This is a genomic window from Gordonia jacobaea, assembly GCF_001186365.1.
GTDB lineage: Bacteria > Actinomycetota > Actinomycetes > Mycobacteriales > Mycobacteriaceae > Gordonia > Gordonia jacobaea.
In genome coordinates, this window is record NZ_LDTZ01000018.1 from 1 (window position 1) to 25,937 (window position 25,937).

The following is a 25,937-nucleotide window of genomic DNA, read 5'->3' on the forward strand; positions in this document are numbered from 1 at the left end:
CTCGGGTGATCGCCGCGACCGGCTCGTTCACCACGATCTGCGGTGACCGACTACCACCTGCATGCCCCACGTTGGCCGGCTACGTGGCCGAGGGTCGCGTCGCCGGCACACACGTCCGTGCGGTGCTCGAGGTGCTCGAAGCGATCCCCGGTGAAGTGTCGGCCGAGACAAAAGCCGCCGCCGAAGCACAGATGGCCGGCTACGCGGTCCAATTCACCCCCGCCGAGATCACCAACCTCGGGTCACGGCTACTCGCCCATCTGGATCCTGACGGGACACTCACCAACCCGAAGGACCGCAAACGCCGACGCCGCCTGTGGGTGAACCGGCAGAACGCACAGTTGATGTCGCGGTTGACCGCCGATCTCGATCCGATCGCCCGCGCACGGCTCGACACGGTGTTGGATGCGTGGGCCAAACCCGGCATGAACAACCCGGACGACCCGGAGTCGCCTGTCGGTCCGATCACCACCGCGAACGCCGAACAGGTCGCGGCGGCTGCGCTGCGTGATGAACGCTCACCCGCGCAACGCAACCACGACGCCTTCTCCGCCCTACTCGGCCAGGTGTTGGAATCCGGCATGCTCGGCAACACCCATCGTGGATTGCCGATCCAGGTCATCGTCACCACCAGCCTGCGAGAACTCGAAGAGCAGGCAGGGATCGCACAGACCACGTCCGGAACACTCCTGCCGATCGGTGATGTGATCGAGATGGCCGCCTCGACCGGAGCGAGCCAGTATTTGGCGGTGTTCGGTGACCACACCAGCATCCCGCTCTACCTGGGGCGGTCGAAGCGGATCGCGTCACTCGGACAACGACTCGCCTCATTCGCCTCACCCGGCGGGAAAATGTGTTCCGCCCCCGGCTGCAACCAACCTGCGAGCAGGGTGCAGATGCATCACGCCGCGAAAGACTGGGCAGACGGCGGCTTGACTGATATCGACCAGTTGGTGCCCGCCTGTGATGTGCACAACCGGCGGGTCGGCACGAAGCCCGGCCAGTTCACCACCCGGATGATCACCGAAGGCCCCGATACCGGGCGGGTCGCGTGGCGATTGAACGCCAAGCCAGGTATGCCGGAGAATCCCGAACGCATCAACCGGATCGCCGACGTCAAAGCCGACTTCCGCGACTACCTCGCCGCAGAACACACCAACAACGAGGCCGCCGCCGCGGCACGCACGACCGGTACCGGAATCGCCACAGACACAGCCGTCACCGCGATTGTGCCTCCGCCCTTAGTGTCCAACCCGCCCGCCGGGCGGGTCGAGCTCACTCTGGTGGGTGCGATGCCCTCCGGCGATACTCTGCGCCTCAGCTCGCGGGTCGACATCGGGTGGAACCTACCGCCACTCGAACTTGACCCCGAGCCACCCAACGACCCAGACGCGCCAACAGGTCCCGCCCCACCAGGCGGCCCCAACCGCATCGGCGGCGTCGACCCACCCGGAGGCGTCGACCCACCGTTGTCCGACGCCGCCTGACCAACGGTCACCTGACCGACGCGCCAACCCCTAGCCTTGGTGAACCGTCGAATCAGGTTGTGCTGCAACCCGTCTACACCCCGGTGGCGGGGCAGACGTGGTTGGGCAACGTGGTTGGGGCGACGTGGTTGGGGCGACGAAGCCTCCTGCCCCGCTCCAACTAGAGGCCGTGCTCGCCGAGCCACCCGATCGCGAGGTCGCGTGGTTCGGCGCCCGCGTCTGCGCGTCGTGCCAGTTCGGCCAGGTCGGCGGTGGTGATCTCCCCCGCGACACGATTGATCTGCTTGACCTCGCTGCGGGTCAGCGCGGCGGTCCGGTACACCGGAACGAGATTCTGCGCGCGCGGACCGCTCTGCGGAGACGGGGACTGAGACTGAGACTGAGGTGAAGTCGCCGGGTTGGAGGGGGTCGACGGCTGTCCCGCGTCGTCCTGCGTCGGCGCGGGGACTCTGAGCGCCTGGATCTGTGGCGCCGCGGGGTCGAGAGCGACCGCGGCGTCGAGTGCCGTCACCACGCCGACAGCCTGCGCCGTCCCCACTCGTGCGATCACCTCGCGGGCCGATCCGACCGACTCCACCGCACCGAAGCGGCAACCCTGCGCTGCGAACGCAGCCATATCCGCGGGTTCCGGACGTCCGACGACAACGACGGGTAGCCCCTCGGGCAGTCGCCCACACTCCGATAGATCGGTGACATTGCTCGACTGCGCCAGCGACGTCGCGACAAAGACCTGCGGCGTCGCACTCACGGGTGTCGCATCACCCACCGAAACACCTTGGGGCAGAGAGCGATTGAGCTCGTCGTAGACGTCGTCCGACGACGTGACGGTCGCCTTCGGCGCCAGCGAGGTGAGTAGTTCGCCACTGAACGCGGGAAACAGGTCGACCCGCGCGCGATCCATCTCGTCGAGCAATGCGGTGTCGTCGCCGCGGATCAAGTCATCTGCAACAGGTGCGCCGACGTCGCGCAATGCTCCCGCGTAGATCTCGGCCATCACCCGCAGCGCGGGGTCGTCGGCCGAGCCGAGATGCAACAGCCGACTCGACGACGCGGAGTCACGCGACGAATCCGAACATCCCGCGAGCACCCCGGTGACAACCATCGCGACCGCAATGACGACAGCGGTGGCCCACACACGATTCCGCACGGCTCTCACGGTATAACGATGCCCCTGCACGAGTAGCATCCACCTCGTGCCAATGCCCAACCTCCGCCCAGGTGCACGGAACGCGCGTGGGGCGCGTCCGCTCCCCCGGATTCCGGTCCCCGTCGCACGGGCGGTCGTCGACTGCGCGGTCTATGTCGACGGAATCAGACAGCCGGGGCGCATCACCTACGCTGACGCATTCGCGCAGGTACGCGAGACCGGCAAGGGGTTCGTGTGGCTCGGACTCGCCGCGCCCGACGACGAACAGATGACCGGCGTCGGCGAGGTGTTCGGCCTGCACGAGCTGGTCGTCGAGGACGCGGTGCACGCCCACCAACGTCCCAAGCTCGAGGTCTACGACGACACGCAGTTCCTCGTGCTCCGCACGGTCAAGTACGTCGAGCACGAGTCGATGGAGAAGGCCAGCGAGGTCGTCGAAACCGGCGAGATCATGGTCTTCGCCGGCCGCGACTTCGTCATCACCGTTCGCCACGGCGACCACACCCATCTACACAATCTGCGTCGACGACTCGAAGCCCGACCAGAACGCCTCGTGCTCGGACCGACCGCCGTGCTGCACGCCATCGCCGACAAGGTCGTCGACTCCTACCTCGCCGTCTCCGAGCGGATGGAAGACGACGTGGTGTCGATCGAGAGCACGGTCTTCTCCCGACAGCAGCGCTGGCTCAACATCGAACCGGTATATCTGCTCCGTCGCGAGGTTCTCGAACTGCGCCGAGCGGTCACACCGCTGGCAGGCCCGCTGTCACGGCTGGCGTCGGACAACACGTTGGTGCCCAAAGAGATTCGACGCCAGTTCCGCGATGTGTCCGACCACCTCAGCACCGTGATCGAGCATGTCGTCGAATACGACGAGGTCCTCAGTTCGCTACTCGACGCCGCCGCGACGAAGGTGAGCATCCAGCAGAACAGCGACATGCGCAAGATCTCGGCATGGGTGGCGATCGCCGCGGTACCGACGATGGTCGCTGGACTGTACGGAATGAACTTCGACATCCTGCCCGGCATGCACGACCGGCAGGGCTTCGGCATTCTCTGCCTGACGATGTTCCTCATCTGCGGCGCCCTGTGGGCGACGTTCCGGCGAAGTCACTGGCTGTAAGCGCCGCCCCCGGCTGCCTAGACGGAAGGGCCGCCTCGATTCACCGGGTCACATGCTGGCAGGCGAACGCCTCGCGTCGGCGATGTCGATGCTCGCCTCTGCCCACGCCTCGCGAAGGGCGTCGGCTCCCTTGAGGCGCACCCACGCGGCTTCGTTCGCCGTGATCGGGATAGCGCGCAGGAACCGCACCGGTTCCATCGGGTCGGGAAGCACCACCTCGCCGAGTTCGTCGGCAGCGGTCAATAGTGCGGTGAACGGCGCACCATCCCAGAGGGGCTCGCCGAGATCGACGAGTGCGTCCGGTGCGAGGATGAGCCCCTCGACCGCCGGCGCTGCGGCGACGGTTGCCAATCGTCGGTGCAGCCCCGGCATCGCAACCCCCGTGTGCATCCGCACCACGAGCTCGACGCGCGGACCGCGCAGCGGGTCGGCATGAATGTCACTGGGGTCGGTCATCGGATGACGAGCGCACCCGACGGTCACGAACACCACGTCGTCGTCGAGTGCGAATCGTTCGACGTCGATGGGCTCGACACCCAGGAAGGTCACAGACGCCCGCTGCGGCTCGACGCCGAGTTCGGAGACGACGTATTCGTGCACGGTGTCGGTGACGGAAGGACTCACGACACTCAACGGTAGCCGGGCGGTTCAGGGACGCGGTAGCCGCCGGTGCAGCGGGTTGGTGGTCACCGGCGTCGACCGTCGAGGCGAACCGGGCACCGATGACACCACCGTCGGCGCGTCGGCGGTCGCGCGCGTCGCGTCGTGTGCCCGCATGGCAGCACTGTCGCCGACGCCGAGCCTCGCTGCGGTGACGATTCGTCGAGCGCGCTCCGAACAGACCGGACACTCCACGTCGTCGGGGACAGTGAGCATCGAGTGCACCTGTTCGACGTCATCGCATGCCTGCCGGCACCGGAAGACGTAGGTTGGCATGTGCAGACCATAGCGCGACCTGTGCGTCGCGGAATCTCGAAAGGCACTGCACCGTCGCGCCACCAGGAGGCTGTCATGCCGGAGTTGCTCTTCTCGTTGGACTCATCGAAGCCGTTCACCGCGCAGCAGATCGTCGGCCACAACCGGTGGCATCCCGACATTCCGCCTGCGGTGACGGTGAAACCGGGCGACACCTTTCGGGCGCACTGCCGCGAGTGGTTCGACGGCGCGATCCACAACGACGATTCGGCCAACGACATCCTCAACGCGCCGCTGAACAACGTGCACACACTCTCCGGACCGTTCGCGATTGAGGGCGCACAACCCGGCGACCTGCTGATCGTCGACATTCTCGACGTCGGTCCCATCCCCCAGGAGGATTCGGGTCCGCTCGCAGGCCAGGGCTGGGGCTACACCGGCATCTTCGCCAAGCTCAACGGCGGAGGGTTTCTCACCGAGCAGTTCCCCGACGCATACAAAGCGATCTGGGATTTCGCCGGGCAGAGTGCGACGAGTCGCCATGTGCCGCATGTGAAGTACACCGGAATCGTGCACCCGGGATTGATGGGCACGGCCCCGAGCCCGCAGTTGTTGGCAACCTGGAACGCGCGAGAGGGCGCGCTGATCGCCACCGACCCCGAACGTGTTCCGCCACTGGCACTTCCACCCGAACCAAGCGGCGCCATCCTCGGATCACTGAGCGGCGCGGAGTTCGATCGAGTCGCCGCAGAGGCTGCACGGACGGCACCGCCCCGCGAGAACGGCGGCAATCAGGACATCAAGAATCTCACCAAGGGCAGTCGCGTCTTCTATCCCGTCTTCGTGCCGGGCGCCAACCTGTCGTTCGGCGATCTCCACTTCTCGCAGGGCGACGGCGAGATCACCTTCTGCGGGGCCATCGAAATGGGCGGCTTCATCGATCTGCACGTCGACCTGATCAAGGGCGGCATGGAGACCTACGGCGTCACCGAGAACGCAATCTTCATGCCCGGCAACACCGATCCGCAGTACTCGGAGTGGATCGCCTTCTCGGGTACGTCGGTGACGCTCGACGGCGAGCAGCGCTACCTCGACTCCGACCTCGCCTACCAACGGGCATGTCTGCACGCGATCGAGTACCTGACGAAGTTCGGATACAGCCCCGAGCAGGCGTATCTACTTCTCGGTTCCGCGCCGATCGAGGGGCGACTGTCCGGGGTCGTCGACATTCCCAATTCCTGTGCGACCGTGTACATTCCGACTGCGATTTTCGACTTTCCGGTCGCGCCTTCCAAAGACGGGCCGGTCCGGATCGACCCGGGGATCGGCGCCCCGCACGCCAGCTTCTAGGAGCTCGGCACCGTGCGCCGCGCTCCGGGCTTACGCTGACTCACATGGTGAGTGTTCTTGCTGTCGCCGACGAAGTGGTCGACTCTCTCGTTCTCGGCATCGGCGTTCAGGGTCGTCCCGACCTGATCGTCGCAGCGGGCGACCTCCCGTTCGAGTATGTCGACGGACTCATGGCGACCTATGACGTTCCCGCCGTATATGTGCCGGGAAATCACGACCCGGACCTGCGCGGCTATCGGCAATCGCGCACCGGATGGCTGCGCGCCGGACTGCCCGCAGCAGACCCCGGACCGCTCGGCGCCCTCAACGCCGACGGACGGACCGTCGAGGCTGCCGGGCTGCGCATCAGCGGCCTCGGCGGCTCAATTCGCTACAACGACGGCCCCAACCAGTACACCGAGCCTCAACAGCGGTGGCGCAGCTGGAGAGTTCGCGTCGGTGCACACCTGACGCGGCGTCGGCCCGACATCTTCTTGACGCATAGCCCGGCGCAGGGCGTCGGCGACGGAGACGATCCGGCGCACAGGGGTTTCGCCTGCTTTCACCCGCTCGTCGACGATCTCGAGCCGACGCTACTGGTTCACGGACACGTACATCCCTACGGCGGACACCCGACAGACAAGGCGATCGGCACGCACACCACATCGGTCAACGTCGTCGGATACTGCCAGTTCGACATCGATCCCGGGCACCGCGACTTCACGATCGTGAGGCGACGATATGGCGCGTGACACCGGATTTCCCGACGCCGACGCCGAGAACGACTTCGCGCGCATGCGGCGCCAGGCCGAACTAGCCCGTCTCACGCACTGGTTCACCCGCCAACCCGCCGACGTCAACACGATCCTGCCGTTCGACGAAGTGGTGCGCGCACTGGGCAGAACCGGCGAGACCAACCTGGGCCTGCAGCAGGTCAACGTGCGCGACATCGTCGGAAGTGTCGACCGCACAAAGGATTTCGACAAGTACTTTCGCCCGACGTCATCACGCATCCGGCAACGTTGGCAACGTCTTGCCGCCGCGCAACGTCGGGGCGAGTCGGTGCCACCGGTCTTGCTGTACAAGATCGGATCGATGTACTTCGTGATCGACGGCCATCATCGTGTCTCGATCGCGATCGCCCGCCATCTCGAGACGATCGACGCCTACGTCACCGAGATCCACACGCGCATCACACCAGACGGAATCAACGCGCCGTCCGACCTCGTGCTCAAAGACCACCGTCGACTCTTTCTCGCACGCGTTCCCCTCGCGGGCGCGCAGGCGGATGCCGTGCGCCTGTCCGACCCGTTCTCTTACGCAGAACTGGCAGAAGCCGTCGAGGCGTGGGGTTTTCGGCTCAGCCAGGAAGTCGGAGAGTTCCTGAGCAGGCCCGAGGTCGCGCGCCGGTGGTTCGGCGAAGAGTTTCTACCGGTGGTCCGCATGGCACGCCGCGCCGAGGTTCGGCCCGACATCACCGACGACGCCGAGCTCTACATGTGGGTCGCGGGCGAACGCTATCGCCTTGTGCGCAGGCACATCTGGGACGACGAGATCATCGAGGAGCTCCGCGAGCAGTCGCAGCGCCGCCGGCGGTAGTGGTCTCGACAGGCTCGACCAGCGGGGGCGATCACCTGCGGCGCAGGCTCACTCCCGACTGCTGGTCGAACACGGCGATCTTGTCGGTGTCGAACACCAACTCGGCGCGCGAGTTCTTGGTCACCGCAGACTCCGGCGAGAGCCTGGCGACCATCTCACCGGTGCCGAGGTCTGAGCCCGAATCCGCTGCCAGTTCGGCCAGGGCGTCGTTGGCCGCGCGGCCGGAATCGATGGTGAAGTAGGCGTACTTGTCCGAACCCATCGATTCGAGAACATCGATGTCGGCGGTGAACGTCGTGCCACGCGCCTTCACGGCCGGGTCGATGAGCGAAGCGTCTTCGATCTGCTCGGGCCGGATACCGATCAGCACCTCGCCGTTGCTGCCTTCCTTCTTCGCCTCGGCCGCAATCGCATCGTGGTCGTCGAGAACCAATCGTCCCAGCGGAGTATCGATCGCGTCGGCACTCAGGGTGCCCGGCAAGAAGTTCATCGACGGCGACCCGATGAATCCTGCGACGAACACGTTGACCGGGTTGTTGTAGAGCTCGTTGGGGGCTCCGACCTGCTGGACGTATCCGTTGCGCATCACCACCACGCGATCACCGAGGGTCATCGCCTCGGTCTGATCGTGCGTGACGTAGACGGTCGTCGTACTCAGCCGCGTCTGCAGGCGTGAGATCTCGGTGCGCATCTGAACGCGAAGTTTGGCGTCGAGATTCGACAGCGGCTCGTCCATGAGAAATGCCTTGGGCGACCGCACGATCGCGCGCCCCATGGCGACGCGTTGGCGCTGGCCGCCGGACAGATTCGACGGCTTGCGGTCGAGGTACTGAGTCAGATCGAGGATCTTGGCGGCCTCGTCGACCTTCTTGTTGACCTCGTCCTTGGGCAGCTTCGCCAGGGTGAGCGGGAATGCGATGTTCTGTCGGACCGTCATGTGCGGGTAGAGCGCGTAGCTCTGAAAGACCATGGCGATGTCGCGGTCCTTGGGCGACTTGTCGTTGACCCGCTCTCCACCGATGTACAGGTCGCCGCTGCTGATGTCCTCGAGACCCGCGATCATGTTGAGGGTCGTCGACTTTCCGCAGCCCGACGGCCCCACGAGGATGATGAACTCGCCGTCGGCGATCGTGAGAGTGAAGTCGTGAACGGCGACAGTGCCGTCCGCGTATTTCTTGCTGACGTTGTCGAGCACGATCTCTGCCATGGGGACTATCCCTTCACCGCGCCGGAGGTCAAGCCGGCGACGATTCGACGTTGGAAGAAGAGCACAAAGATGATGATGGGGATGGTGATGACGACCGCCGCAGCTGCGATGGAGCCGGTCGGCTCCTCGAATTGCGAACTGCCCGTGAAGTTCGCGATCGCGACGGGAGCGGTGATCGCCCGCTCGGTCGAGGTCAACGACAGTGCGAGGAGCAGGTCGTTCCAGGCGAAGATGAACACCAGGATCGCCGCGGTCACAACACCGGGCGCAGCGAGCGGCGCGATGACCTTACGGAACGCCTGAAATGGCGTGGCGCCGTCCATCTTTGCCGCTTTCTCCAACTCCCACGGGATCTCCCGGAAGAAGGCCGACAGCGTGTAGATGGCCAGCGGCAGAGCAAACGTGATGTACGGAAGGATCAGGCCGAGCCAGGTGTCGAAGAGTCCGATGCTGCGCTCGATGTTGAACAGCGGTGTGACCAGCGAGATCTGGGGGAACATCGCAATCAACAGCGCAGCGCCGACGAGTAGCTTCTTGCCGGGAAAGTCCAGGCGCGCAACCGCATAGGCGGCCATCGTGCCGATCGCGACGGCGATCAGAGTGGTGATGAGACCGATACCGAGCGAGTTACGCAGCGCAGAGGTGAACGCACTCGTCTGGAAGATCCCCGAGTAGTTCTCCAGGGTCCACTGCGTCGGGATGAATTTGCCGTCGGTCACGCTGCTCGCCGGCTTGAACGACAGGCTGATGATCCACAGCAGCGGAATGATCGCGTAGAGCACGACCAGGATGTCGGCGATCAGCCAGCCGACCCGAGATTTGGCGGTGCGATTCATGGCGTCCTACCTCCCCTCGTTGTCGGAACCGGGCGCGGCTGTGCCGAAACCCTTGATGAAGATGAAGGCGATGATCGCGACACAGATGAAGATGAGTATCGAAATCGCTGATCCCACACCCAGATTGAACGCCTTGAACAGGTTGTCGTAGCCGAGCATCGAGACCGAGTACGTGTTGTTGTTGCCTGCCGTCAACACATAGATGTTGTCGAAGATGCGGAACGCATCGAGCGTACGGAACAGCAGCGCGACCAGGATCGCGGGCTTCATCATCGGAATGATGATGCGCCGCAGGCGGGTCCATGCGCCCGCGCCGTCGACCTCAGCGGCCTTGAGTAGTTCGTCGGGCACCAACGCGAGACCGGCGAGCAGCAGCAGCGCCATGAACGGAGTGGTCTTCCAGACCTCGGCGAGCACGATGATTGCCAGTGACGGCCACTGCTGCGTCAGCGGCGCACTACCGTCTGGCAGGAGGTTGGCGAGGTAACCGGTTCCGGGTGTCCACGCGTAGTACCACGAGAACGCGGCCGCAACCGTCACGATGCCGTACGGGATCAGCACGACGGTTCGGATCACACCGCGCCCGAAGATGGTGCGGTGCATCACGATCGCGATCGCCATGCCGAGCACCAACTCGATGACGACCGAGACCACCGTGATGCCGAGCGTGACGAAGAAGGCCGTCCACCAGTAGTTGGAACTGAGCACCGTGCCGTAGTTGCTGAACCACGTGAACTCGCGCTCGCCCGGCGCAGACAGGCTGGACTTGTTGAGCGACAACCAGAATGCGTAGACGATCGGATACGCCGTGACCACCAGCATGAGGATCACGGCCGGAGCGATCAACCAATACGCCAGCCGACGTTCCTGCTTCTTGCCCTCGCTCACCTCGCCGGATCGCTTCGTGCGCTTCGACGACGTCGCCGGCCGCTCCAGAGTCGCCGTTGACGTCCCGCCTCCCGACCGTGTGGCATCCGAGCGCGCGGCCGCCCCGACCACGGTCGCTTGCGCGGCGGTGGGCGTCAGCGGCGCCGACTTCTCCAAGGACGGGGTCTCGGAAGACGGAGTCTCGGAGGACGGGGTGCTCGACGTCGGCGCGGCGTGCTCGGGTGCGCTTCCGGTGGGTTGACCGAGACGTTCCGGCGGCGTCCACGCGTCCGAATGCACTGTGCGACCGTACGATCCGGGCCCGTGCCCCGATCCGGACCCCTGCGCCGCCGACGATCCCCCGGTGTCGTCGCCGTCGCCGGGCATCGCGTGCCTGCCCCTGCGCTCCTCGGCCGGGTCGTTGCCCGTGCCGTCGTTACCGGATGTCATGGGATGAGTCCCTCCCCGTCGATCGCCTTTTGTACCTGCTCGGCAAGCTGGTCGACCAGAGTCTCGGGGTCCCACGAGCCAACCGGAGAGAGCTTGGCCTGCAGCAGCGTCGAGATCGCTTGGTAGTCAGGTGATTTCGGACGTAGTGCCGCATGCTCGGGTTCGAGCTGGAGTTTGATGTCGTCAGCCATCGGATACGCCGCACGGAAATCGGGATCGCTGTAGAGCGACGAGATGACCGGCGGGGTGCCCGCGTCGATCGAATAGAACTTCTGCGCCCGCGCGTTCGTCAGACACATCGCCGCCTCGAACGCCAGGTCCTTCTGCTGCGAGGTGTTCGCCACCGCGATATTCAACCCGCCGACCGTGCTCTTGGCCGGAATTCCCTCCGTCACACCGGGATAGGGAGCGAAATCGAACTTCTGCCGTACCGCGCGAGTCACCGGCGCCAGTTGTTCGTCTGTCGGGGTGTTGTCCTTGTCGGCGAACAGACCGGCATACTGCTGCATGTCGGTCAGGAACGGCACGCTGCCCGAGGCGGCGTTCTCTCGCATCGAGGAGAGCACGAACGGCCAGTTGACCTGGTAGATCGCCTTTCCCGTCTCCATGCCCAGACGCGAACTGGTCTCGTCGCCGTTGGTCAACGAGGGATCGTGTCCCGGCGCGGTCGCGACGGCCTTGAGCACGCTGAGCGCCTTCACCGTGGCGGCGCGGTGTTCCGGGGTGTCGTTGAGCGTCACCTTGTTCGGATCGTTGGGGTCGACCACCTCGCCGCCTGCGCTCGCGAGGACCGAGTTGAACCACACCATCAGGCCCTCGTACTGCTTGCCCTGCACCATGATGTAGCTCGGCCCGCCCTTGGCGAGGCTGCGGGTCGCGTCGGCCACCATGCCGTCCCACGTCTTGGCAGGCTGCCCCTTGTCGAGGGTGTCGCGCAGAACATCCTTGCGGTACCAGAGCAATTGGGTGTTGGTCCAGATCGGGATCGCGTAAAGCCGTTCCGCGTCATCGCTCTTCGTCTTCCACTTGGCGGTCTCGAGCGGACCACCCAGTGTTCGACCCTCCACCTCACCCGCGATGCTCTCGGGCACCGGTGTGAGCCATCCGGCGTCGGCGAACTCCGCGGTCCACACGACGTCCATACCCATCAGGTCGAGACTCTTGTCGTTGCCCGAAAGTCGTCGCGCCAACTGCAGACGCTGGTCGTCGGCCGCCTTGGGCAAGGCCGTCGTCACGATCCGGTATTTGCCACCGGATTCCTGAGAACACTTGTCGCCCATGGATTTGATCGAACCGGCGCCGTCGGCGGGCGGATACAGATTCAGGACTCCCGGCTCATGCCCGGAACCGCATGCCGACACGATCGGGAGCACCGTGATCAGTGCCGCCGCTGCGACGGCCGCCTTCACCGACATTCGTCGTGATCGACCCCGCCCCGATGCCCTGCCGGCCACGTCTGCGGCCCTGCGACGCCGGACTACAACGCCTGTATCCCTGTTGCTCGAATCCGTAGTGCTCGAATCCGTAGTGCTCGAATCCGTGTTGCCCGAATCGGTGTTGCCCGAATCCCTGTCGCGATCGCCGCTACCGGCTTGGTCACCGTCGCTCCGCACGCAGCCTCCTCGATGTCGCACGCAGCACAACGCGCGTCACCGCGCGCCATGGCGTTGGTGGCTACGCTAGTCCGGCGCGGTAGTGACAAGCAACACATTCGGCGCGACCGTGCCAATGTTCTTCGCGCGCGCCGGTTCTACGCACGCGCCAATGGCATCGGTGTACGGCTCAGGGATTGAGGCGGGCGAGCATGTCGCGGGCCTTCTCGGCGCTCTTGGGGTCGCAGAGCACGTCGTAGCGTCCCGCGACGAGTTGCATCGTCGACGCGAAGTCACGCTGACCGCGAGTGGCCGCGTACGGGATCGTCGTCGAGATGACGCCGAAGACAATGCCGCCGACGAGACCGAACAGAATGGGCACCAATGCGTTGCCGCTGACGACGAGCGAGACCAGCAGTCCGAAGAAGAGTCCGAGCCACGCTCCCGAGACCACACCGCCGCCGATCACCTTGCCCCAGGTGAGTCGGCCGATGACACGCTCGACCTGCATGAGGTCGACGCCGACGATCGTCACGTCCTGAACGGTGAAGTTCTCGTCGGAGAGATAGTCGACAGCACGTTGTGCCTCAGCGTAAGTCGAGTACGAGCCGATCGGCCATCCTTTGGGCGGCGTCGGGAGACCCGGCGTCTGCCGACCGGAACTCATCGGGTTGGTCATGTCATGTCCTCCACTCGGCCACTACCCTTACCCACATGGCGTCGGTGAGCAAGGTCTTCGTGGCCAGATTAGTCGGATTGGCGGTCCTTGGTCCCGACGGTGAATCGATCGGCCGTGTCCGCGACGCCGTGATCGCCGTTCGACTCCCAGGACAGCAGCCTCGCGTGCTCGGCCTCGCCGTCGAATTGGCCACGCGCCGACGGATCTTCGTTCCCATGCTGCGGGTCACGTCCATCGATCCCACCGCGGTGACCCTCAACACCGGAACCGTGAGCCTGCGACGACTGCACCTGCGTCCGGGCGAAGCCCTCGCGATCGGACAGATCCTGGACTCACGGGTGCGGATCGACGATCCCGATCACGAGGACCTCAAGGGCATCGACATGATCGTCGTCGACCTCGGGATCGAGCGGACACGTACTCGCGACTGGGTGGTCTCCCGTGTCGCGGCACGTCCGGCACGGCGCGGACTTCGGCGCGGCGAAACCATTGTCGTGGAGTGGAATCGGGTCCAGGGGCTCACCGCAAGCGCACTAGAACTACCCGGACAGGGTGTGGCACAGGCACTTTCCCAGTTCGAGGGGATGCGAGCCGCCGACGTCGCGAATGCTCTGCGCGAGCTGCCGCCGAAACGTCGAGACGAGATCGCCGAGGCCCTCGACGACGAGCGGCTCGCCGACGTGCTGCAGGAACTACCGCCGGACGATCAAACCGAAGTGCTCACACACCTCGGCGTCGAACGTGCCGCCGATGTGCTCGAGGCCATGGACCCCGACGACGCGGCCGACCTCCTCGGCGAACTGTCGGACACCGAGGCGGAGTCACTGCTCGAACGAATGGACCCCGAGGAATCGGCGCCTGTGCGACGACTGCTGACCCACTCCCCGGACACCGCGGGCGGTCTCATGACCTCGGAGCCGCTGATCGTCACCGCCTCGACGACTATCGCCGAGGCGCTCGCACGCGTGCGCGACCCCGATGTCACCCCAGCAGCCGCCAGCATGATCTTCGTCGTGCGTCCGCCGACTGCGACGCCAACCGGACGCTATCTCGGATGTGTCCACCTGCAGGCGCTGCTGCGCGAGCCACCTGCGAACATCGTCGGTGGCATCCTCGACACGGATCTGCAATCGTTGCATCCCGACGATTCACTCGAGACGGTCACGCGCTACTTCGCGACCTACAACCTCGTGTGTGGCCCGGTGGTCGACGACGAGAACCACCTCCTCGGTGCGGTCAGCGTCGACGACCTCCTCGACGAGATGCTCCCGCGTGACTGGCGTGAGAATGAACCCGAGGACAACGAACCAGAGTCGGAGACGGCAGGTGCCGCAAGCGGCAACGGCACAGCAGGAGCGAGTGAATGACGAGCGAGCAGAGCACGCGCCGCCTCGACACCCCGCGCGTGAACCGACGGCCGTCGTTCCACGTCGACAGCGACCTGATCGGCATATACGCCGAGCGGATCGCGCGGTTCCTCGGTACCGGCCGCTACCTGGCGATTCAGACGGTGATCGTCATCGTGTGGATCATCATCAATCTGAGCTGGGTCGCGCTGCGCTTCGACCCGTACCCGTTCATCCTGCTCAACCTGGCGTTCTCGACGCAGGCCGCCTACGCCGCTCCCCTGATCCTCCTGGCCCAGAACCGGCAGGAGAACCGCGACCGCGTCGCGCTCGATGAGGATCGTGCCCGTGCCGCGCAGACCAAGGCCGACACGGAGTTCCTCGCGCGAGAGCTCGCCGCGGTCCGCCTCGCCGTCGGCGATACCGTCACCCGCGACTACCTGCGAAAAGAACTCGACGACATGCTCGACGACCTCACCGACCGACTCGTCGCCCGGCTCGAGGGACTCGACGGTTCGGCAGACACCGAGAAGTCGCGGCGCCACCACCCCGAGCGTTAGCACCGCGACGCACGTGACTTCGGCGCACACAACTTCGGCGCACATAACGTCAACGCACGTAACTTCACGGACAGATCACGCGATGACTTTCACATGGTGAACTTTTGTGAAGGTTCCGCACTCGGACACTCGACCCATATGTATGGTGGGTCACAGCCGGAGTGCCGTCGGACATCAACCGATGGTGACGCCCGGCGTTTGTTTCCGGGGTGGACCCTCCTGCATGTGCACCGGCACGGTGAGACGGGCGCCAACGGACTGTGTGGAGGCAATGGAGTGTCGATGACGGGTCAGACTCGACTGTTGGGTGTGAGCGATCTCGGGAAGGTCCGAGATTGAGAGCGCCACACCCTTTTCGACGTCGTCGCGGGCCCAAGCGCACCCGACTCCCGGGGAGAGCTCTCGCCGTCGGCGCGGGCGGTGTCCTCGTCGGTGTGATGGTGCTCGGAGCCGCCACGTCGAGTGCCCAGGGCGGGGTTCGGGTCGCGGTGCGCGCCGAGCCCGCGAAGCCGACGGTCCTCGCGGCGGTCGCACCCGCCGAACCGGTTGCGCTGCTGGGATTCGCACCCCCGCCGACCGTCTCGGCCAGCGCAGCAGCCGCTGCGGCGACCGCAACCGCCCCGCAGTATCGTCTCGCCGCTGATCTGCCATCGGGCCCGCTGGGAATTCCCGGCGTCGTCCTGCAGGCGTACAAACTGGCCGCGAACCGCATCGGTACCGAGGAACCACAGTGCAAGCTCCCGTGGTTCCTGCTTGCCGGCATCGGCAGGATCGAGTCGAATCACGCGAGCAACGGGTCCGTCGACCAGTACGGAAACACCATCAATCCCATCGAGGGGCCTGTGCTCGACGGCTCCCTCGCCGGTAACGAGGTGATTCGCCACCAGGGCGGTTATGCACGCGCGATGGGACCAATGCAGTTCATTCCCGGCACGTGGGCCGCGTGGGGAGCCGACGGTAACGGCGACGGCAAGGCCGACCCGAACAACATCTTCGACTCCACCTACTCTGCCGGCCGCTACCTGTGCTCGGGATTCACCGACATCATGACCGACAAGAACAAGGTCGCAGCGGTGTACCGGTACAACCACTCGATGGATTACGTGACCAACGTCCTCGCCTGGGCCGGGGCGTATGCGACCGGCGTGATGCCGACCAACCCCATTCCCGAACCGAAGCGGCCGTCTTCGTCGTCTTCGTCGTCGAGTTCCAAGCCGTCGAAGCCACCCAAGCCCGGCGCGCCGAGTGCGCCCGGCTCATCGTCGGATTCGTCGACGCCATCGACACCGACGACCCCCACGCAGCAGTGCCTGGGTGCGATCTGCCTGCCCCCGGGCATCACGATCCCCGGCCAGCCCGCACCCAAGCCCGCACCGAAGCAGAACGCGCCGCGCAATCCCGGACCAGCGACGACGAGCACGCCGGCGCTCAAGGTCGTGCCGCAATAGGCTCGCGGTCGCAGTCGCGTCGTCGGAGAGACCGTGTGATCGTCATGCCGTGGGGCACCCCACCCGTTCTCTACCTGCGCTGATCGCGGCGCTAAGCTAGCGGAGATGACTACCGGAGTCCAGCCAACCGAATCCGCGATCCGCTCCGCGCTGAGCAAGGTCAACGATCCCGAGATCGGCAAGCCGATCACCGACCTGGGAATGCTCAAGTCGGTGCAGATCAACGACGACTCGAGCGTCGATGTCACCATCTACCTCACGACGTCGGGTTGTCCGATGCGCACCGAGATCTCGGGCCGGGTGGAGAAGGCCGTAGCCGACGTCCCCGGCGTCGGCACGATCCGCGTCGATCTCGACGTGATGGACGACGAACAGCGCACCGAGCTACGCAAGAAGCTCCGCGGCGACAAGGCAGAGCCGGTCATTCCGTTCGCGCAACCCGGTTCGCTGACCAGGGTGTATGCCGTCGCGTCCGGCAAGGGCGGCGTCGGAAAGTCGTCGGTGACGGTGAATCTGGCGACGGCCCTCGCGCAACGCGGACTGTCCGTTGGCGTACTCGACGCAGACATCTACGGCCATTCTGTGCCGCGCATGCTCGGCAGCGACGCCAAGCCGACGCAGGTCGAGAAGATGATCATGCCGCCGATCAGCCACGACGTGAGGTTCATCTCGATCGGGCAATTCACCGACGGCAATACCCCGGTCACCTGGCGCGGACCGATGCTGCACCGCGCGCTTCAGCAGTTCCTCGCCGACGTCTACTGGGGAGATCTCGACGTGCTCCTCCTCGACCTGCCACCGGGGACCGGCGACGTCGCCATCTCGATCGCACAGCTCATCCCGGGCGCGGAGATCCTCGTGGTGACCACCCCGCAGCAGGCCGCTGCCGAGGTCGCCGAACGCGCGGGTGCGATCGCGCTGCAGACAAGGCAGAAGATCCTCGGCGTCGTCGAGAACATGTCGTGGCTCGAACTGCCCGACGGTACGCGCATGGAGCCGTTCGGCTCCGGAGGCGGCGAGAAGGTCGCCGAGCGGTTGACCCGGGCCGTCGGGTCGAGCGTCGACTTGCTCGGCCAGGTGCCGCTGGAGACCGCGCTGCGCGAGGGCGGCGATTCCGGTGAGCCCGTTGTGCTCTCGGCTCCCGACTCAGCATCTGGGCGTGCGCTACGCGCGATCGCCGACAAGCTCGCGGTTCGTCGACGTGGCCTCGCGGGCATGAGCCTCGGCATCGACACAACGCGTCACGGCTGACACGTCTGTCCTCCAGGCCCGACGGTCAGCCGGGGTGGACAGTCAGGTGGCGTCCCAGTCGGCCACATCGTGCCGACGCGAACTCTGCTCTGATGTCCTCTGCTCTGATGTCCTCTGCTCTGATGTCGACGCACTCGTATTCGAACTCGCGCGCTGACCCTCCTTGGTCATCGGCACGGGCGCGGAGACCGGCTTGATCGGCGGGGTCTGTGAGTCACGCTCGACGGTGTTCGACGACGGTCCGCTGGTGAAGATCGACGAGTCGCCGTCGAAGAGATGCTTGGTGATCATCGACTGTGGGGTGAGTCCGCGTAGCTCGTTCAGTTGCGAGAGCGGCTTACGCAGCTCGTCGAATTCGGGGCCGAAGTCGTTTTTCAACTGATCGGTGGCACCCGTCGCGTACTCGCGCGCCTTGCGCAGCGACTGCATGCTCCACGACACGGCCCCGGGGAGCCGCTCCGGGCCGAGAATGACCAGCGCAGCGACGAGCAGCACGAGGATCTCACCCCAACCGATGCTGCTGAACATGACACTTCCCTACTCTGAAACCGATCTACGACGCTAATCGCTGGCCAACCGATCTACGCCAGTCGCTGGGTGGCCGAACCCGCGCTAGTCGCTGGCTGTGGTGATCGAACCGTTGAATGTTCGACCGTCCCGCCAGTAGGTGAACGGCACCCGCTCACCGATCTTCGTCGTGCGCACCGCAACCGTCAATTCGTCGGCGCTTTCGATGCTGCGGCCGTTGAAGGAGGTGATGACGTCGTTCTCCCTGACGCCCGCCTGTGCCGCCGGCCCGTCGGCGACGACGTTGCGCACGCCCGCGCCGAGTACTCGGTCATTGCGGACAGAGCTTGCGCTCACGCCGATCTGCGGATGGTTGACTTTGCCGTCGCGGATCAGTGACTGGGCGATGGGGATGGCCTGGCTGATGGGAATGGCGAAGCCGAGACCTATCGAGCCGCCGGCACCGGAGGCGATTGCCGTGTTGATCCCGACCACCGCCGCCGACTCGTCGACGAGCGGACCACCCGAGTTGCCGGGGTTGATCGCCGCATCGGTCTGGATCGCGTCGATCACGGCATCGGTGTCCGACTCGGCGTCGGGTGGCAGCGGGACCGCGCGGTGCGTCGCGCTGACGATCCCGCTGGTGACAGTGCGGTCGAGGCCCAGCGGCGAACCGAATGCGATGACCTCTTCACCGATCTGCAGATCGTCGGAGTTGCCGATCTTCGCAACCGTCAGGTTCGCCACGTTGTCGACCTTGAGCACAGCGAGGTCGGTGTGGATGTCGCGGCCGACGATGCGGGCGGGCACTCGGTTGCGATCGGAGAAGACGACCTCGAGCTTGGCGCTGCGGTCGTTCGCCGCCATCGAGATCACGTGGTTGTTGGTGAGGATGTAACCGTCTGCGTCGATCACGAAACCCGAACCGGTGCCGTAGGCGCTCGCTGTCCGCACATCGACCGACACCACCGATTTCTCGACGGCCTTGGCGACGCGCGCGACGGCCGATTTCGGTTCTCCCCCGCCATCTCCGCCGTCGCCCGTCGAGAGTTTCACCGTGTTGCTGTTCAGCGGTGACGCGACCTCTGCGGTGTAGCGGCCGATCAATCCGCCGACCAACCCGATCAGCAATGCCAGGACGGCGAGGGTGGCCAGGGCATACCACGTCACCCTCTTACCGAAGAGCAGATCCTTGACGCCCAGCTTCGGACCGGCGACCGTCGGGTCTATCGCAGACTCGTCGACGAGCGCAGGCGCGTCGAGGGAGGCGATGCTCTCCGGGTCGCGCCACGGGTCCGGGGGCGCGGGCTCGTCGGTCGGGACGCCGTACGCGGCGAGTGGATCGCGCTGGAGTGTCTCGTCGGAACCCTCCGGCCTGCCGAATGCCTCGGCGAGCACCGCGTCGGGTGGCGCGATCTGCGGAGCGGGCCTCGACGACGACGGAGTGCTCGCGAACGAACCACGCACGCCTGCGGGGCGGCCGAACACCTGAGCGGTAGCCGGCGACACCGGGACGTGTCGCTGCTGGCCGCGGGAAGCGCCGTCGCCGGGTGGCGTCTCGGCAGGAGGTGTCGCACCTCCCGTTGCAGCGGCGTTCTCACGGCTGAAGGGTGAATCGTCCGGCTGCGAACGGCACTGACCGCCGTCAGATCCGCCGGCGTCGGTCTCGTCGATGTCGTCTGCTCCCACGCGTTCGTTTCCGGTGCTCAGCGTCCGCGCCAGCGGTTGCGGCGCCCACGGTCGGGCTCACCGCGGACCGCGTCGGTTGGCGCAGTGGCGGGACGCGATGCCTCGTGCCCGAAGTCGGTGTGCCCGTAGTCGGTCTGTGTGTTCACCGGCGGCAAGCCCGACGCAGCGAGCGGTCCGGGCGTGGCAAAAGGTCCGTGGAACCGTCCGTCCGGAAACGGACTGGAGTGAAAGGCGTCGCGACGAGAGGGATTCGGACCAACCGGGCCGTCAGAACGACCCTGTTCGCGACGGTCGCGCACACCGGTCATGTCGATCTCGCGCGTGGGAATCTGGCTCAACTGACCGAGCAGGTCAGCGGGCATCGCCACCGTCCCGGAGTCGCGCAGCCGCGTGCGGGCGTCGAGTTGAGCGTCGACGGCATCCATACATTCACGGCACAGCGCGAGGTGGTGCGTGGCCCGCACATGTGCGGTCATGCCGAGCTCACCGTCGACGAATGCTGCGACGGCCTCGGACGCGAGATGCTCGGTCGAAGCGAATCGACGCGGGCGGGGACGTCGGAAAGCGGGGTTGGGCGCGAACGAGGACGTCGCGGGTGACCACGTGGCGGGGTTCCACGGAGAACGCCTACGGCCCCGTAGATCGGGCGATGCAGCCACACCATCGGCGTGCCCTGCGGTGTCGACATGCGATGCTCCCTCAGCGGGCGGACCGTCGGCGAGCGCGCCACTACCGGGCGGGCTGTTGTCGACGTGAGCTCGTTTGTCGGCGTCCGCTGCGGAATCTCGTCGATCCCGTCGGCCGTCCATCATGTGTGGTTCACCCCTCTTCACAGGTCGGTCTCCGCGAGCGAACCGGTCGGGTCCGTGACGCGGAGGGCGCTGCGTGCCCGTGCCGGCAACACAGCCTATCCGAATCCCAAACGGCACGACGGTGCCCGGGGTTCCCGAATCGGGTGAAAACGTCAGTTTCCGACGGCTACCGAACGCCGATTGTCGTGGCCGCGAGCTGCGAGGTAATCCCGGATCGTCTGCCGTCCGCGGTGGATACGACTACGCACCGTGCCGAGCTTGACGCCCAGCGTCGCGGCGATCTCCTCGTAGGAAAGTCCCTCGATGTCGCAGAGGACGACTGCGGCGCGGAAATCGGGGGTCAGCGAGTCGAGCGCAGCCTGGAGGTCGGGGTCGAGATTGGCGTCGGCGTAGATCTGCTGAGGATCGGGAGTGTCGCCGGGAACACGGTCGTACTCCTCTGGCAGGGCCTCCATGCGGATCTTGTTGCGACGACGGACCATGTCGAGGAACAGATTGGTGGTGATGCGGTGCAGCCACCCCTCGAACGTTCCCGGCCGATAATTCGACAGCGAGCGGAACACCCTGATGAAGGTCTCCTGCGTCAGATCCTCGGCGTCGTGCTGATTGCCGGAGAGACGGTAGGCGAGCCGGTAGACGCGGTCAGCGTGCTCACGGACCAGCTCGTCCCACGTCGGCATCAAGAACTCATCGCCGGTTGCGTCGAAGCCCGCCGTCCCCGAGGGGATGACGTCGATCGTCTCGACCGCCGTGTTCAACTCTGCGGTGGTGGATGCCTGGGGATCAGTCATCGCGGGTGGCCGGTTCCCTTCTTTTGCTGTCGAGCGGCTCGAGTCCGATTCGACACGAATTCGCTATCTTGAACACCTGCGCATCGACGGCTATTCCGACCACCGCGCCCGTGCTGTTGTCTCACCCTCTCCCATCGCGGTGTGGTCGCAGTGTGAGGCGGCTGAGGTTTCACTGAGTAAGTCTTCGCTGAGGACGCTTTGCCGAGCATGTCTGCACTGCAGAGCACGTCTTCACTGAAGTACGTCGGAGCCCGCGACGATTCGGATGGGTCGGGTTTACGACTCGTCGACCTCCGTCAACACCCGAATCGGGCGTGCCACTGACATGGCGGGCCGTGTCCGGCCTAATCTCATGGAATGACCGATGCACCCACCGGTACCGATGCCGCGGCCGCGGCCCTGATCGACTACGCCGAATCGGCGATCGTCGAAGACGATGCGCTGGCCGCCGCGAGGGCACGCGCAGACGAATTGGGGACCGAACCAGTCAGCCCGGCAGTGGGTGCACTGCTGGCGTTGCTCGCCCGCTCGTGCGACGCACACGCCATTGCCGAGATCGGCACCGGCACCGGGGTGAGTGGCCTCTGGCTTCTCAACGGAATGTCGGGCGACGGGGTCCTCACCACCATCGACCCCGAACCCGAACACCACCGCGCCGCACGCGCGTCGTTCGCAGGCGCCGACATCCCGCCCGGCAGGACCCGGCTGATCAACGGCACGCCGCGAGAGGTATTGCCGCGACTGTCCGACGGCTCCTACGACCTCGTGTTCATCGACGGTCCGCTGATAGACCTCCCGACGTTCGTCGACGAGGCCGTCCGGATGCTGCGCCCGGGCGGCGTGGTCGTGGTGCACAACGCCACAGCGTCGGGGGCGGTCGGCGACCCGACACGCACGGACCCGGTGACGAGCGCGGCACGGTCCGCCGCGCTGCGCATCGCCGACGACGATCAGTTGCTGCCCGTGGTGGTTCCCCTCGGGGGTGGAGTACTCGCAGCGGCGAAAGCCCGCTGAGCGCGCTCAGACGTCGGTGGAGAAGCGCACGCCGCCGTCGGGTAGTTGAACACCCGGCCATACGCGCGCGCCGCGCAGCAGTTCACACCGTGCGCCGACCTCTGCGCCGTCGCCGATGACGGTGTCGCGGATGAGCGCACGCGGGCCGATACGCGCACCCTTTCCGACGATGCTGCGCTCCACGACGGCACCCGCTTCGACGACCGAGCCGTCGAACAACACCGCGCCGTCGAGTCGAGCACGTGGGCCGACCTCACAGCCGCGACCCACGACGGTTCCGCCGACGAGGACGGCACCGGGAGCAACGCCCGCACCCTCGTGGACCAGCGATTCGCCGTGACGGTCACCGAGGGCAGGCGAGGGCGCGATACCGCGCACGAGGTCGGCCGAGCCACGCACGAAATCCTCCGGCGTGCCCATGTCACGCCAGTAGGTGTTGTCGACGTAGGCCTGGACGCGCTTGCCGTCGGCGAGCAGGCTCGGGAACACCTCGCGCTCCACCGACACCTCACGGCCCGCCGGGATCTGCTCGATGACCCCGCGACGGAACACGTAGGTGCCCGCGTTGATCTGATCGGTTGGCGGGTCCTGGGTCTTCTCCAGGAACGCCGTGACCCTGCCGTTGTCATCGGTGGGCACGGAGCCGTACGCACGCGGATCACCGACGCGCACGAGATGCAGCGTGACGTCGGCCTCGGTGCGCTGATGTGTCGCGACGACCTGGCTGATGTCGGTTCCGCTGAGCACATCGCCGTTGAACACCACGATGTCCTCGGCGGTGAGCAGATCGAGCACGTTGCGGATACCGCCGCCGGTGCCCAGCGGCTCGTCCTCGGTCACGTAGCGAAGGTTCAGATCGAGCTTCGAGCCATCGCCGTAGTACTCCGAGAACACACTCGCCTTGAAGGACGTGCTGAGCACGACGTCGGTGATCCCTGCTGCGCGGATTCGCGACAACATATGTGTGAGGAAGGGCAACCCGGCAACGGGCAGCATCGGCTTGGGCGCCGACAACGTCAGCGGGCGCAACCGTGTGCCCTTACCACCGACGAGGATCACCGCCTGGGTCTTCGACATGTCGACGTCAGCGCTGGGCGCCGACGTCGAGGTGGCCGTGCTCGGAACGGTAAATCCGGTCACTGGTCGTGTCCTCTCGAGTGGGTCGAACCATCATCATCAACGATCATGTCGCGCCCCGCAGCGCGGACCGCCAGGCGCGAACGAAGCGCGAGGCCGAGCCTCAGCGCGAGGCGCAGCGGTGCGCGCAGCAGTCCCGGATTGCGGTCAGCCTGGAACATGTACGCGCTGCGGTGGTGCGCCGGCAGCATCGCGCCGGGGTCACGACCTGCGCTGTGGCCCTTCGTGTGAGTGACCTCGGCGCCCGGCACGTAGAGGTTGAGCCATCCGGCTTTGCCGAGTCGGTCTCCGAGGTCGACGTCCTCCATGTACATGAAGTACCGCTCGTCGAAGCCGCCGATCGCCTCGAAGGCCTCGCGGCGCACCAGCAGGCATGATCCCGACAGCCAGCCGACGGGTCGCTCGCTGGGGGCGACGTCGTCGGCGCGGTAGGCCGCAGTCCACGGGTTCGACTTCCACACGGTCCCCAGCAGTGCGTGCCCCGTTCCCGACACCAGGCTCGGGACACTGCGTGCCGACGGGTAGACCGAACCGTCCGGTTCGTAGATCAGGGGCCCCAAAGCCCCTGCCCGCGGCCAGCGCGCGGCGGCCGCGACCAATTCGTCGATCGCACCGGGCGACCACTCGACGTCCGGGTTGGCGATCACGATGAAATCGACGTCGGTGCCGAGCTCGGCGACCGCCCTGTTGATGCCTCCGCCGTAGCCGATGTTGCCGCCGGTGTGCACCAGCGTGACGTTGTCGTGGTCGCGTGCCGCGGCCTCGGGTGCGCCGTCGCCGGAGCCGTTGTCGGCAATGATGACGCGCGGTACAGCTGAGGTCGCGTGGTCGAGACTCTTCAAGAAGGTCTCCACGTGGCCGCCGGACCAATAGGTCACCGTCACGACACCGATGGCAGAAGTCACCCGGTCAGGGTAACCAACCACCGACCGGATCCCCGACGTCCCTCCCGCGTATGTCACGCGTCCGTGGGGATCGGCGATACCTCATTCGTTCCGAACGTCGGGTTCCGCGATCGCCGCACCCAGCGCATCCCGCCAGCCCCGCAGCGGGGTCAGCCCTGCGTCGGCCCACGCCGACGCGTCGAGGACCGAATAGGCGGGCCGCGGCGCGGGTCGGGGGAACTCGTCCGTCGTCACGGGCGATACCCGGGACGGATCGGCACCCACCCCCTCGAAGACGGCCTGCGCGACGTCGAACCACGTCGCTGCGCCCGAGTTGGTGGCGTGCAGGACGGCCCCGGTCACGGCGTCGTCGCCGACACGTGATGCCAACTCCCACACTCCGTCGGCCAGGTCTCGCGCATAGGTCGGTGAGCCGGTCTGGTCGTCGACGACGGTGATCGTGTCGCGGGACGCCTCGAGGCGGCGCATCGTGCCGACGAAGTCGGGGCTTTCGCGACCTCCCGTGTACACCCAGGCGGTTCGGACGATGGTGGCGGTCGGATCGGCGGCCCGCGCGGCACGCTCGCCCTCGAGTTTCGTTGCGCCGTAGACGGTTTCGGGAGCGAGGTCGTCCTCGACCATCGTCGCTTCATATGGCGTGGTCCGCGGCGCGGGCCGGGCCTCACCTTCGCGTGGGCTGCCCGCGGCAGCTCCGCCGAAGACGTAGTCGGTGGAGATGTGGATCAACCACGCGCCGCCTCGGGCTGTCTGCGTCGCCAGATTCGCCGGCCCGCTCGCATTGACCGCCGCGGCCCGCTCGCGATCGGACTCCGCGGCGTCGACGTTGGTGTAGGCCGCGCAGTTGACCACGACGTCTCCCGCTGCGAGGTCGGCGAATGCCCGGGCGACCGACTCGGCGTCGGAGATGTCGACGTCGCGCGAAGTCAGGGCGCGAACGTGGCTGGGCTTGTGCTCGGAATCGAGCAGCGCTGTGCCGAGCTGGCCGCCTGCCCCCACGATCCACACCGTGCATTCCTTCGCTGCGATATCGCTGTTCGATGGTTCCGTATCGACGTCGTCGCCCCTGTGCATGGCCTCATCGTGCCGCACGAATCGTGGTCACGCGCACGTGACCCGACACACGAGGTGTTGATCGTCACGTCGGCAGGGTGACGGGCGACGAGATCGCGTCGGCGTTGCAACCGCGATATTGCGCGCCACTTCAGTAGCCTGACGTCAGTACAACAACTTCAGCAACGTCAACCTC

The 25,937-nt window shown here is 66.1% G+C and carries 25 protein-coding genes; 10 read left to right on the top strand and 15 right to left on the bottom strand.

Annotation, left to right across the window (positions count from 1 at the left end; translation table 11 throughout):
* Positions 1-1,487 (top strand): HNH endonuclease signature motif containing protein (locus tag ABW18_RS13375; RefSeq protein WP_049699497.1); only part of this gene is annotated, 1,487 nt, incomplete at its 5' end.
* 160 nt (positions 1,488-1,647) lie between these two features.
* Here the strand turns inward: ABW18_RS13375 and ABW18_RS13380 are convergent.
* A complete protein-coding gene (locus ABW18_RS13380; protein WP_049699498.1) occupies positions 1,648-2,673 on the bottom strand; it encodes a glycine betaine ABC transporter substrate-binding protein in 1,026 nt (341 codons plus the stop codon).
* Positions 2,674-2,686: 13 nt separating this feature from the next.
* Between ABW18_RS13380 and ABW18_RS13385 the strand changes: the two genes are divergently transcribed.
* Positions 2,687-3,757 (top strand): magnesium and cobalt transport protein CorA, encoded by a 1,071-nt coding sequence (locus tag ABW18_RS13385; RefSeq protein ID WP_049699499.1) that lies wholly within the window; start codon positions 2,687-2,689, stop codon positions 3,755-3,757.
* Positions 3,758-3,805: 48 nt separating this feature from the next.
* On the opposite strand, the gene ABW18_RS13390 is transcribed toward ABW18_RS13385, so the two are convergent.
* Together ABW18_RS13390 and ABW18_RS13395 are read right to left on the bottom strand one after the other, a co-directional pair.
* Positions 3,806-4,381: a suppressor of fused domain protein gene (locus tag ABW18_RS13390; RefSeq protein WP_200903264.1), complete on the bottom strand. Its 576-nt coding sequence runs from the start codon at positions 4,379-4,381 to the stop codon at positions 3,806-3,808.
* 24 nt (positions 4,382-4,405) lie between these two features.
* Complete coding sequence (locus tag ABW18_RS13395) at positions 4,406-4,693, bottom strand: FmdB family zinc ribbon protein (protein WP_049699501.1); 288 nt, start codon at positions 4,691-4,693, stop codon at positions 4,406-4,408.
* A gap of 75 nt (positions 4,694-4,768) precedes the next feature.
* On the opposite strand from ABW18_RS13395, the gene fmdA reads away from it, so the two are divergent.
* From fmdA to ABW18_RS13410, 3 genes are read left to right on the top strand one after another with little or no spacing between them, the layout of a single operon-like run.
* Positions 4,769-6,022: a formamidase gene (gene fmdA, locus ABW18_RS13400; protein ID WP_049699502.1), complete on the top strand. Its 1,254-nt coding sequence runs from the start codon at positions 4,769-4,771 to the stop codon at positions 6,020-6,022.
* Positions 6,023-6,066: 44 nt separating this feature from the next.
* Positions 6,067-6,753: a metallophosphoesterase family protein gene (locus ABW18_RS13405; protein WP_049699503.1), complete on the top strand. Its 687-nt coding sequence runs from the start codon at positions 6,067-6,069 to the stop codon at positions 6,751-6,753.
* The gene (locus ABW18_RS13410; RefSeq protein WP_049699504.1) at positions 6,743-7,600 is read left to right on the top strand and encodes a ParB N-terminal domain-containing protein; all 858 of its coding nucleotides are present in this window, start codon (positions 6,743-6,745) and stop codon (positions 7,598-7,600) included. The genes ABW18_RS13405 and ABW18_RS13410 overlap by 11 nt, the downstream gene beginning before the upstream one ends.
* Positions 7,601-7,631: 31 nt before the next feature.
* On the opposite strand, the gene ABW18_RS13415 is transcribed toward ABW18_RS13410, so the two are convergent.
* From ABW18_RS13415 to ABW18_RS13435, 5 genes are all read right to left on the bottom strand, one after another.
* A complete protein-coding gene (locus ABW18_RS13415; protein WP_049699505.1) occupies positions 7,632-8,807 on the bottom strand; it encodes an ABC transporter ATP-binding protein in 1,176 nt (391 codons plus the stop codon).
* A 5-nt stretch (positions 8,808-8,812) separates the two neighbouring features.
* Positions 8,813-9,643 (bottom strand): carbohydrate ABC transporter permease, encoded by an 831-nt coding sequence (locus ABW18_RS13420; protein WP_049699506.1) that lies wholly within the window; start codon positions 9,641-9,643, stop codon positions 8,813-8,815.
* 6 nt (positions 9,644-9,649) lie between these two features.
* The gene (locus ABW18_RS13425) at positions 9,650-10,960 is read right to left on the bottom strand and encodes a carbohydrate ABC transporter permease (protein WP_083444402.1); all 1,311 of its coding nucleotides are present in this window, start codon (positions 10,958-10,960) and stop codon (positions 9,650-9,652) included.
* Positions 10,957-12,375: an extracellular solute-binding protein gene (locus ABW18_RS13430; protein WP_049699507.1), complete on the bottom strand. Its 1,419-nt coding sequence runs from the start codon at positions 12,373-12,375 to the stop codon at positions 10,957-10,959. The genes ABW18_RS13425 and ABW18_RS13430 overlap by 4 nt, the downstream gene beginning before the upstream one ends.
* A 367-nt stretch (positions 12,376-12,742) precedes the next feature.
* Entirely contained in the window at positions 12,743-13,231 is a 489-nt protein-coding gene (locus tag ABW18_RS13435) for a YflT domain-containing protein (protein WP_049699508.1), read from the bottom strand.
* 35 nt (positions 13,232-13,266) lie between these two features.
* Between ABW18_RS13435 and ABW18_RS13440 the strand changes: the two genes are divergently transcribed.
* The 4 genes from ABW18_RS13440 to ABW18_RS13455 all read left to right on the top strand — a co-directional run bounded on the left by ABW18_RS13440 (position 13,267) and on the right by ABW18_RS13455 (position 17,836).
* On the top strand, positions 13,267-14,598 hold the full coding sequence (locus ABW18_RS13440; RefSeq protein ID WP_049699509.1) for a magnesium transporter MgtE N-terminal domain-containing protein: 1,332 nt from the start codon (positions 13,267-13,269) through the stop codon (positions 14,596-14,598).
* On the top strand, positions 14,595-15,137 hold the full coding sequence (locus ABW18_RS13445; RefSeq protein WP_049699510.1) for a DUF1003 domain-containing protein: 543 nt from the start codon (positions 14,595-14,597) through the stop codon (positions 15,135-15,137). The genes ABW18_RS13440 and ABW18_RS13445 overlap by 4 nt, the downstream gene beginning before the upstream one ends.
* A 335-nt stretch (positions 15,138-15,472) precedes the next feature.
* Positions 15,473-16,585, top strand: a complete 1,113-nt coding sequence (locus ABW18_RS13450) for a lytic transglycosylase domain-containing protein (RefSeq protein WP_200903265.1) — start codon at positions 15,473-15,475, stop codon at positions 16,583-16,585.
* Positions 16,586-16,690: 105 nt separating this feature from the next.
* The gene (locus tag ABW18_RS13455) at positions 16,691-17,836 is read left to right on the top strand and encodes an Mrp/NBP35 family ATP-binding protein (protein WP_049699512.1); all 1,146 of its coding nucleotides are present in this window, start codon (positions 16,691-16,693) and stop codon (positions 17,834-17,836) included.
* 42 nt (positions 17,837-17,878) lie between these two features.
* Here the strand turns inward: ABW18_RS13455 and tatB are convergent, their stop codons facing one another.
* From tatB to sigE, 4 genes are all read right to left on the bottom strand, one after another.
* Positions 17,879-18,364: a Sec-independent protein translocase protein TatB gene (gene tatB / locus ABW18_RS13460; protein ID WP_049699513.1), complete on the bottom strand. Its 486-nt coding sequence runs from the start codon at positions 18,362-18,364 to the stop codon at positions 17,879-17,881.
* 84 nt (positions 18,365-18,448) lie between these two features.
* Positions 18,449-20,032, bottom strand: coding sequence for a trypsin-like peptidase domain-containing protein (locus tag ABW18_RS13465; RefSeq protein WP_049699514.1), 1,584 nt, complete (start codon positions 20,030-20,032; stop codon positions 18,449-18,451).
* A gap of 17 nt (positions 20,033-20,049) precedes the next feature.
* On the bottom strand, positions 20,050-20,844 hold the full coding sequence (locus ABW18_RS23500; RefSeq protein ID WP_414652022.1) for a hypothetical protein: 795 nt from the start codon (positions 20,842-20,844) through the stop codon (positions 20,050-20,052).
* A 152-nt stretch (positions 20,845-20,996) separates the two neighbouring features.
* Entirely contained in the window at positions 20,997-21,635 is a 639-nt protein-coding gene (gene sigE / locus ABW18_RS13475; protein ID WP_049699515.1) for an RNA polymerase sigma factor SigE, read from the bottom strand.
* A 357-nt stretch (positions 21,636-21,992) separates the two neighbouring features.
* Here sigE and ABW18_RS13480 point away from each other — a divergent pair, with 357 nt between their 5' ends.
* Entirely contained in the window at positions 21,993-22,649 is a 657-nt protein-coding gene (locus ABW18_RS13480; RefSeq protein ID WP_049699516.1) for an O-methyltransferase, read from the top strand.
* A 6-nt stretch (positions 22,650-22,655) separates the two neighbouring features.
* On the opposite strand, the gene manB is transcribed toward ABW18_RS13480, so the two are convergent.
* The 3 genes from manB to rfbD form a co-directional block, all read right to left on the bottom strand.
* Positions 22,656-23,726 carry a mannose-1-phosphate guanylyltransferase gene (manB, locus tag ABW18_RS13485; protein WP_231894289.1) on the bottom strand — a complete coding sequence of 357 codons (1,071 nt, stop codon included), beginning with the start codon at positions 23,724-23,726 and terminating at the stop codon, positions 22,656-22,658.
* A 59-nt stretch (positions 23,727-23,785) separates the two neighbouring features.
* The gene (locus ABW18_RS13490) at positions 23,786-24,691 is read right to left on the bottom strand and encodes a glycosyltransferase family 2 protein (protein WP_200903266.1); all 906 of its coding nucleotides are present in this window, start codon (positions 24,689-24,691) and stop codon (positions 23,786-23,788) included.
* An 81-nt stretch (positions 24,692-24,772) separates the two neighbouring features.
* The gene (gene rfbD, locus ABW18_RS13495; RefSeq protein ID WP_083444403.1) at positions 24,773-25,762 is read right to left on the bottom strand and encodes a dTDP-4-dehydrorhamnose reductase; all 990 of its coding nucleotides are present in this window, start codon (positions 25,760-25,762) and stop codon (positions 24,773-24,775) included.
* Between the last annotated feature and the right edge of the window lie 175 nt (positions 25,763-25,937).